This window comes from Dolichospermum lemmermannii CS-548 (assembly GCF_028330815.1).
In the GTDB taxonomy this organism is placed as follows: Bacteria; Cyanobacteriota; Cyanobacteriia; order Cyanobacteriales; family Nostocaceae; genus Dolichospermum; species Dolichospermum lemmermannii.
Genome location: NZ_JAQMTJ010000103.1, coordinates 1 through 7,829 on the forward strand (window position 1 = coordinate 1; position 7,829 = coordinate 7,829).

The 7,829-nt window shown below is 39.4% G+C and carries 10 protein-coding genes, 1 tRNA gene and 1 pseudogene; 6 read left to right on the top strand and 6 right to left on the bottom strand.

All coding sequences use genetic code 11. The annotated features are described in order from the left end of the window. Positions 1-288 precede the first annotated feature (288 nt). Together PN450_RS07120 and PN450_RS07125 are read right to left on the bottom strand one after the other, a co-directional pair. Positions 289-708, bottom strand: a complete 420-nt coding sequence (locus tag PN450_RS07120) for a type II toxin-antitoxin system VapC family toxin (protein ID WP_168204407.1) — start codon at positions 706-708, stop codon at positions 289-291. Continuing rightward, complete coding sequence (locus PN450_RS07125; protein WP_027402764.1) at positions 687-962, bottom strand: hypothetical protein; 276 nt, start codon at positions 960-962, stop codon at positions 687-689. Before PN450_RS07125 ends, PN450_RS07120 begins: the two co-directional genes overlap by 22 nt. 241 nt (positions 963-1,203) lie before the next feature. Between PN450_RS07125 and PN450_RS07130 the strand changes: the two genes are divergently transcribed. The 5 genes and pseudogenes from PN450_RS07130 to PN450_RS24050 all read left to right on the top strand — a co-directional run. Beyond that, positions 1,204-1,398 carry a type II toxin-antitoxin system VapB family antitoxin gene (locus PN450_RS07130; protein WP_039199934.1) on the top strand — a complete coding sequence of 65 codons (195 nt, stop codon included), beginning with the start codon at positions 1,204-1,206 and terminating at the stop codon, positions 1,396-1,398. Between the two features lie 2 nt (positions 1,399-1,400). Then, positions 1,401-1,811 carry a type II toxin-antitoxin system VapC family toxin gene (vapC, locus tag PN450_RS07135; protein WP_148761465.1) on the top strand — a complete coding sequence of 137 codons (411 nt, stop codon included), beginning with the start codon at positions 1,401-1,403 and terminating at the stop codon, positions 1,809-1,811. Between the two features lie 239 nt (positions 1,812-2,050). After that, positions 2,051-2,287, top strand: coding sequence for a hypothetical protein (locus tag PN450_RS07140; RefSeq protein ID WP_174782976.1), 237 nt, complete (start codon positions 2,051-2,053; stop codon positions 2,285-2,287). Beyond that, a complete protein-coding gene (locus PN450_RS07145) occupies positions 2,287-2,571 on the top strand; it encodes a type II toxin-antitoxin system RelE/ParE family toxin (protein WP_271835847.1) in 285 nt (94 codons plus the stop codon). Before PN450_RS07140 ends, PN450_RS07145 begins: the two co-directional genes overlap by 1 nt. A 221-nt stretch (positions 2,572-2,792) precedes the next feature. Next, a pseudogene (locus PN450_RS24050) lies at positions 2,793-2,921 on the top strand (Uma2 family endonuclease); the annotation flags it as partial. 82 nt (positions 2,922-3,003) lie between these two features. On the opposite strand, the gene PN450_RS07155 reads toward PN450_RS24050, so the two are convergent. The 4 genes from PN450_RS07155 to PN450_RS07170 all read right to left on the bottom strand — a co-directional run bounded on the left by PN450_RS07155 (position 3,004) and on the right by PN450_RS07170 (position 5,801). Then, positions 3,004-3,435 carry a hypothetical protein gene (locus PN450_RS07155; protein ID WP_148761469.1) on the bottom strand — a complete coding sequence of 144 codons (432 nt, stop codon included), beginning with the start codon at positions 3,433-3,435 and terminating at the stop codon, positions 3,004-3,006. Between the two features lie 185 nt (positions 3,436-3,620). Beyond that, entirely contained in the window at positions 3,621-4,562 is a 942-nt protein-coding gene (locus tag PN450_RS07160) for a LysR family transcriptional regulator (RefSeq protein WP_271835849.1), read from the bottom strand. Positions 4,563-4,879: 317 nt separating this feature from the next. Beyond that, positions 4,880-5,662 carry a TrmH family RNA methyltransferase gene (locus PN450_RS07165; RefSeq protein WP_148761473.1) on the bottom strand — a complete coding sequence of 261 codons (783 nt, stop codon included), beginning with the start codon at positions 5,660-5,662 and terminating at the stop codon, positions 4,880-4,882. A gap of 55 nt (positions 5,663-5,717) precedes the next feature. Continuing rightward, positions 5,718-5,801: transfer RNA gene (locus PN450_RS07170), tRNA-Leu, on the bottom strand. Positions 5,802-6,056: 255 nt separating this feature from the next. On the opposite strand from PN450_RS07170, the gene murA reads away from it, so the two are divergent. Next, positions 6,057-7,436, top strand: a complete 1,380-nt coding sequence (gene murA / locus PN450_RS07175) for a UDP-N-acetylglucosamine 1-carboxyvinyltransferase (protein WP_148761475.1) — start codon at positions 6,057-6,059, stop codon at positions 7,434-7,436. The last annotated feature ends 393 nt before the right edge of the window (positions 7,437-7,829 follow it).

Consider the following 7,829-nt stretch of genomic DNA (forward strand, 5'->3'; position numbering starts at 1 on the left):
GGAATCGCTGTTTGGGGTGTTGGGAGAGCGATAGCGTAAGCGCTGCTGCAAGCAGTTCGTTTAAAATTAGGGTAGTTGGGAGCGATAGCGAAGCGCGACCTAGGAATCGTTTAAAATTAGGGTGGTTGTGTGCGATAGCGAAGCGCGACCTAGGAATCGCTGTTTGGGATGTTGGGGTGCGATTGTTTAAAATTAGGGGGTTGTGTGCGATCGCTGTTTGGGGATGTTGGGGTGCGATAGCGAAGCGCTCCGCAGGAATCGCGCTTATATATTAACTATATATTTCTTTCAAGGCAAAATCTCAAAACAATCACAATGCTGAGGTCGAAATAATCTAAAATCTCGCTGATCTAAAGTCAATATTCTTTTAATATCAAAACGTTCAGCTATAGCCATAACACTTGCATCTACAAAATCAATCCGACTATCTGCATATTCATCCAAAATTTCCGCCACACGGATCACATCTTGATCTGTCAAAGCTACTAAAATAAATCTACTTGCAGATAGTCCTTTTAAGAAAGCGACTAATGTTGCTGAACCTGCATTACGTCCTACTAAATAAGCCACTTCTGCTAATACTGTTTGTGGCAATAAAATTTGTTTTTGTTGTGTGTATACTGGTGTTACACTATTGTGCATTGTGTCTAAACGATTCAACAATGCGACAACAAAGCCAGTATCAGCTACTGCTGGGGTTCTTTCCATGTCCAACCTGATTTCTCTGTTACTTCATTTTGAAGAATATCTTCGGAATTAATAGCTAAATCAGGTGTGGCTGCAAATAAGCCAATTAATGGATCAGATACAGCATCATTAACTGTTTCTAGTGATTGGATTTCCAGGTATGATCTGACAGCTTCACTAATAATTGATTCCGGTGATTGACCACGGTTACTAGCCAGATTGATCAGTTTTTCGAGTAAAGTCTGTTCTGGATTCCAGTTAAATGTAGATTTCACAAGATAATTTCTCTCTTATTAACCACAAATAACATTATAACAAATAAGTGCAATTTTATTAACTAATTATTTGCTTAGTGTCTTAATGAAGAAGCGCGACCTAGGAATCGCCGAAAATTAGGGTATTTGTGAGCGATAGCGAAGCGCTGCTGCAAGCAGTTCGTTTAAAATTAGGGGGTTGTGAGCGATCGCCTAGAGTGAGCTACCATTTATTTAGTCATTGTTAGGATCAGAATTGATTATGACTACATCTCTCAACATCAACGAAGCCTTACTAAATGAGGCGTTGGCACTTGACAATCAGGTGAACATTGATTCTTTAGTAGAAACAGCACTGCGCGAATATATTCAACGTCGTAAGCGGCTCAAAGTATTAGACCTCTTTGGGACTATCGAGTATGACGAAAGCTATAACTATAAGCAGCAACGTCATTAAGCATGAGCATTATTGTTGATACTTCCGTTTGGTCATTGGCTCTACGTCGGAAAACACCACCTGATTTTTCCCCAGCAGTTACAATATTGCAGAATTTAATCACTGATGACCAAGTTGCCTTACTAGGCGCGATTCGCCAGGAAATTCTTTCTGGAATCCGCAATTTTGAACAGTTTACCCGTCTGCGAGATTACCTTCGAGCTTTCCCTGATTTAGAACTCATGCCAGAAGACTACGAACTTGCTGCCGAGTTTTTCAATACCTGCCGCAGTAAAGGCATTCAGGGTTCAAATACTGATTTTTTGATTTGTGCAGTTGCTCATCGTCGCAGCTATAGCATCCTCTCCACTGACAATGATTTTCAGAATTTTCTAGTACATATTCCTATTATTTTATTACCTGTTGAGGGTTAATGCGACCTAGTAATCGCCATTTAGGCATAAGTTGGGAGAGCGATAGCGTTCGCGGAGCGTCCCGGAGGGAACTAGCGCTTCTGCAAGCAGTTCGCGTAAAATTGGGGTAGTGCGATAGCGAAGCGCGACCTAGGAATCGCTGTTGTGGGGATGTGTGGGAGTGCGATATTTTATTTTATTATTAGCAAAGCTACAAGAGAAATACTAAAATAAATAAAGTAATTCAGTTGAGAGCATTTATGCAACAAATTAACACATTTGAAGAAGTTCTCAATCTAGTGACTGATCTACCACTTGATCAACAAGAACTACTAATTAATATCCTACAACGTCGAATAGCTGATATGCGACGAAAAGAATTAGCAAATTCATCACAGGAAGCACTAGCTGAATTTAGAACTGGTAATCTTAAACCTCAAACCGCAATTGAAGCGATCGCTGAGTTAAGAACTTACTTAAATACTAATGAAACATAATGAGAAAATTGGTTCTTACTTCTCACTTCAGGCGATCTTTGCGGAAATTCATCAAACATGATCAGAATTTACAAGCACGAATTGAGGAAACATTACAGCAAATGGAAATAGATTTATTTGCTGTTAACCTTGCTACTCATCAGCTAAAAGGTGAGTTTGATGGTTTGCGTGCTTGCTCCTGTGGATATGACTGTCGGATTATTTTCTCCATCGAAAAAGATGATGAAACTGGTGAAGAAATAGTGGTTATTTTAAATATAGGTTCTCATGATGATGTCTACTAAAAGAGAGCGATAGCGTAAGCGCGACCTAGGAATCGCTGTTTGGGGATGTGGTTGGAAGAGCGATAGCGCAAGCGCTGACTTGTCAGTTCGTTTAAAATTCAATGAGGATATGACCATGAATGCTTTAACTGTCAATTTGAAATCATTAATAGAAATGACTGATGAGCAGTTTTTTCAGCTATGTCAAAATAACCGCGAATTGAGATTTGAAAGAAATGCCAAATCGAAAATCTCGTCAAGTTGAAATTTATAGACCAGGAAAAGAGGTTGAGGTTTTGAATTCTCCTGCTACGGTGTCGGGGGAAGATGTTTTAAAGGGTTTTGTTTTGAATTTGGGGATGATTTGGTAGTTTATGCTGTAATAAAATCTGACTTTTAATAGACACAGGAACTTTTTTAGTTTTGTTCATAATTTTATTCCTCATTTTCCCTCTAACAATTATCCCAGCCAATTGGACTATTATGATTATAGAAACTGTGGTATTTCTCAGGTTTCTCAAGGATTTTAACAGAGTGTACTTCTGTAGCCACAAATTTTACTTTTTTGTCATCATATAAATCTGGATCTGGTTTCTCGAAAATGAGCTTTTTACAAAAAAATGCTCTATCTCCAAAATAATCTTTTGTTTCTAAATGACTTTCAATACAAATTAATTTTGCTTTCTCAATATATAAGTTTAAATTTGAATAGTCACGAATTGCATCGCTAGATATAAGAAAATTTCCATTTAAATATAATCTGACCGAATCAATGTTTTCTCCGATATATTCCGAAAATTCCTCTAATTTTTCGTGATTATCATAAACTGAATATTTTCTTCCTGTTCTTATTGTTAAATCTTCAGGAATACCTGTCTTTGTCACTATATGTATACCATTAATATCCGCAGAAATTGTATGTTCTCTATTATCTAAAGAAAATGTAATAATACAGTGACAATCATGAATAACAAAAGCGTTTTGAAGATAATCTAGTCTTACATTATCAAGACGATAGTAAAATGTATAAGGATTATAATCAAAACCTTATGTATCTACAGCAGCTTGATCTAAAGATTAGTTTCCACCAAATTATGATCTAAGATTAAACCACCTTGCTCTGTAATTTTTTTCGCTGCATCTAAAAGATACTCATAATAGGTATGAGCAATAATGGATAATTGCTTACCAGCAGGATAAACCATATACCAAGTGCGTTTAATGGGAAAGTGCTGGACATCTAAAATGCTAAATTCCGCAATATCCGTGAGTAAAGTATGACGAGATAATACGGATATACCTAGACCACCAGCGATCGCTTGCTTAATCGCTTCATTACTCCCCAATTCCAACTTCACCTTCACTTGTACCCCATGTTCCTCAAATAGACTTTGGACAGCGCTGCGAGTTCCTGAACCCGGTTCACGCATAATAAACAGTTCATCACCTAAACGTTCAATAGGAATATTTTTTTCCTTCGCTAAGGGATGATTAGCTGGTGCAAAAACTACTAAAGGATTTTCTAAAAATGGCTGAAAACTGACATCGAAATGATCGGGAATCTGACTCATAATATACAAGTCATCTAAATTACTCATCATCCGATCTAAAATCAGTTCATGATTTGTGACTTGGAGAGAAATATCAATCCCAGGGTAAAGCTGACAAAAAGGCCCCAACAATCTGGGAATAATATACTTTGCTGTGGTAATTGCTGCCAGCCTTAATTGTCCTTGCTTTAGTCCTTTTAAATCTGCAATCGTCATTTGAAACTTGTCCATAGTCTCAAAAATTTGCCGACAAGTAGCAAATAATTCCCGTCCTGCTTGTGTCAAATATAAACGCTTTCCTACCTGTTCAAATAATGGCAAACCTACGGATTTCGTCAACTGTTTAATTTGCATGGATATGGTAGGTTGAGTCAAAAACAACTCTTCCGCAGCGCGTGTAAAACTACCATGCCGGGCAGCAGCCTCGAACACCTTCAACTGGTGCAATGTCGCTTGGTTCAAGCTGATTCTCCTCTGATAACAATTTTTATATATAATAATATAGTATTCTGTAACACTAATAAAATTTTGAGTGTTATTTATACAAAGTTCTCAAGTCCAATCTTAAATGTCTCACATAAAAACAAAAATCTAGGCTCTACCGTTCCATTTATGTAAAATAATATTTATTGTAGGTTGGGTTGAGGGACGAAACCCAACACCCCTTGCTATCCTACCCCTAATGTTGGGTTTGGTCTTCGTTCTACCCAACCTACAAAAATTAAATTAATATTCTTCTCCATAAGGGGAGCGGTAGAACCAAAATCTATAACTGAAGATTATCCAGAAATTTTCTGTCTTTGGGCTTCATATAACATTAAAGCAGCAGTGATTCCTACATTCAAGGATTCCACCCCAGGATTAAGAGGAATTTTTACTTGAATATCTGCCAACGCGGCTAAATCCGCTGATAATCCTGCCCCTTCGTTACCCAATAATATTAAACTAGGTTTACACCAATCTACCTGCCAATAAGTTAAATCGGCATTAGGTAAGGTAGCTACTACCTGCATTCCTGCTTGCTGACTTTGTTGAACTGTGGCTTTCAAATCTCCACTTACAGCCATATTCAAACGAAACCATTGCCCAGCAGAAGCGCGTAAAACCTTGGGATTATCTAAGTCTACACTATCTTCACTTAACCACAAACCTGATGCACTTGCCGCTGCGGCTGTGCGAATCATCGTTCCCAAATTACCAGGATCTTGGACAGTTTCCAAAGCCAGAACTAAACCAGTAAACGGAATTTGTCTTGCTTGTGCTTCTCGTTGAGCTATCGCCACTATACCATCAGGATTGACAGTTGTTGCCATTGCTGCTAAAACTTCTGGACTAACAATTTCAACACGATAACATTGACCACAAATAATTTCCCACAATTGGGGATGTGTTTCCTGCCATTGAGGAGTGCAACATACCGCATCTAAAGGATAGCTAACCGCACAAGCTTCTTCTAATAAATGCGTTCCTTCCAATAAAAAAAGCTGTTGCTTATTTCTCTCCTTCGTGGAATGCAACTTGCGGATTTGTTTAACTAGGGAATTTTGTAAACTTGTTAACACAATCTTAGATTTGAAATTTCGGATTTGAGATCAGTCCAAAATTGATATACTGATATGCGGAACCCGGGACTTGAACCCGGAAGCCCGTCAAGGCACTAGAACCTGAATCTAGCGCGTCTGCCAATTCCGCCAGTTCCGCTGGAATTGAATCTTATTTACAATTTATCATTATGTCCTAATCATTTTCATTTGTCAAGAAAAAATTTGCCAGAATAGACATCTAGCTAATCCCCATTTTTCCAATTAAGCTGACATACTGCATGATAGAATTTAACGACTTTATGGCATTTGACAACTTCAAGAAAAATCTTCCGGCTTTTAGCTAGATAATTGTCGACATAGAATCAAAACCAACATCAAACCTTTATAATTACTTACTTTTGGAGGTAGGCTTATTAATTCTTCTAGCAGCTTACCAGATGCCAAATCTTCACTAGAAGCAGACTCCTCAGTCTTGCAAATCAGTGGAGGGCATTCTTTGGGCGGTCATGTAAACATTAGCGGGGCTAAGAATTCCGCACTGGTAATCATGGCGGGAACGTTCCTCTGTTCCGGCGATTGTCGCATTCGCAACGTTCCTTTATTGGCGGATGTAGCGCGAATGGGACAAGTTCTATCAGCTTTAGGATTACGTTTAAAGAGAGAAGGGGACATTTTAGATGTTGATGCGCGGGAAATTACCACATCTAAAGCCCCTTATGAACTCGTTACCCAACTGCGAGCCAGTTTTTTTGCCATTGGTCCAATTTTAGCCCGACTAGGAGTTGCACAAATGCCCTTGCCGGGTGGTTGTGCCATAGGGGCTAGACCGGTAGATTTGCACGTCAGAGGACTGCAAGCAATGGGCGCAGAGGTGCAAATTGAACATGGTATTTGTAATGCTCATGTTCCCGGAAATAATGGTAGGTTAAGAGGCGCGAAAATCTACTTAGATACTCCCAGTGTCGGTGCGACGGAAACCTTGATGATGGCTGCTACTTTAGCAGATGGAGAAACCATCCTTGATAATGCTGCCAGAGAGCCAGAAGTAGTTGATTTAGCTAACTTCTGCAACTCAATGGGAGCAAAAATTCAAGGTGCGGGAACAAGTACAATTACTATAGTTGGCGTACCTAAATTACACTCAACCGACTATACTATTATTCCTGATCGTATTGAAGCAGGAACTTTGTTGATCGCTGGGGCAATTACCCGCTCTGAAATCCTTCTATCCCCAATTGTACCGGATCATTTAATCCCAGTTATTGCTAAGTTGCAAGAGATTGGCGTGTCAATTATTGAGGAAGGAAAAGATTGCTTACGGATTTTACCAGCGAAAACTCTCAAGGCTATAAATATTGATACCTTGCCTCATCCTGGGTTTCCCACGGATATGCAAGCACCTTTTATGGCTTTACTAGCTGTAGCAGAAGGTGACAGTATCATTAATGAATCAGTCTTTGAAAATCGCTTGCGTCATGCTTCCGAATTGAATCGTTTGGGTGCAGATATCCGTGTTAAAGGTAATACTGCTTTTGTGCGGGGAGTGCCAATGTTATCAGGCGCACCAGTTATAGGTACAGATTTAAGAGCTTCCGCAGCCTTAGTTATCGCCGGATTAGCAGCATCTGGAACAACCACAGTGCAAGGATTACACCATTTAGATCGGGGTTATGATCGTCTGGATCTGAAGTTGCAGCAATTAGGAGCAAAAATTATTCGTGTAAATGAAGCGTCAAAAGATGCAGATTTACTTGTTAATAACATTAATCCCCCAGCCTCAGTTTCTATCTAAGGTTTGAGTATTTTGTTGTTGTAAACTTAATGGCGATCGCTCTCCGTATTGTGCGAAGTGCGATCGCTTTTGGCTATTGATGAAATTTGACAAAGTTGCTAAAATCCTGGACATCCTGATCCGGCCTGCACCACACTAGTACCGCAGGACGGAAGTCAAAAGTCAAAAGTCAAAAGTCAAAACTAATATACAGTAGGCTTTTTGGCGATTGAATATGGTTGCTTTATTTACGCCGCAGTGTGCTAGGCTATCAGAGGTTGTTTGAAAAGTATTATATCAAACCAGTAATCTCCAAAAACCTAACCCCCCTACCCCCCTTCCCTGCAAGGGAATGGGGGTTTTAAAGCCTCTCCCCTTGCAGGGGAGAGGTTTGGAGAGGGGTCAGTCTATACA

Coding starts and splice junctions, on each gene's coding strand:
- PN450_RS07120 (WP_168204407.1), bottom strand. CDS start 708: ATGGAAAGAACCCCAGCAGTAGCTGATACTGGCTTTGTTGTCGCATTG.
- PN450_RS07130 (WP_039199934.1), top strand. CDS start 1,204: ATGACTACATCTCTCAACATCAACGAAGCCTTACTAAATGAGGCGTTG.
- vapC (WP_148761465.1), top strand. CDS start 1,401: ATGAGCATTATTGTTGATACTTCCGTTTGGTCATTGGCTCTACGTCGG.
- PN450_RS07140 (WP_174782976.1), top strand. CDS start 2,051: ATGCAACAAATTAACACATTTGAAGAAGTTCTCAATCTAGTGACTGAT.
- PN450_RS07145 (WP_271835847.1), top strand. CDS start 2,287: ATGAGAAAATTGGTTCTTACTTCTCACTTCAGGCGATCTTTGCGGAAA.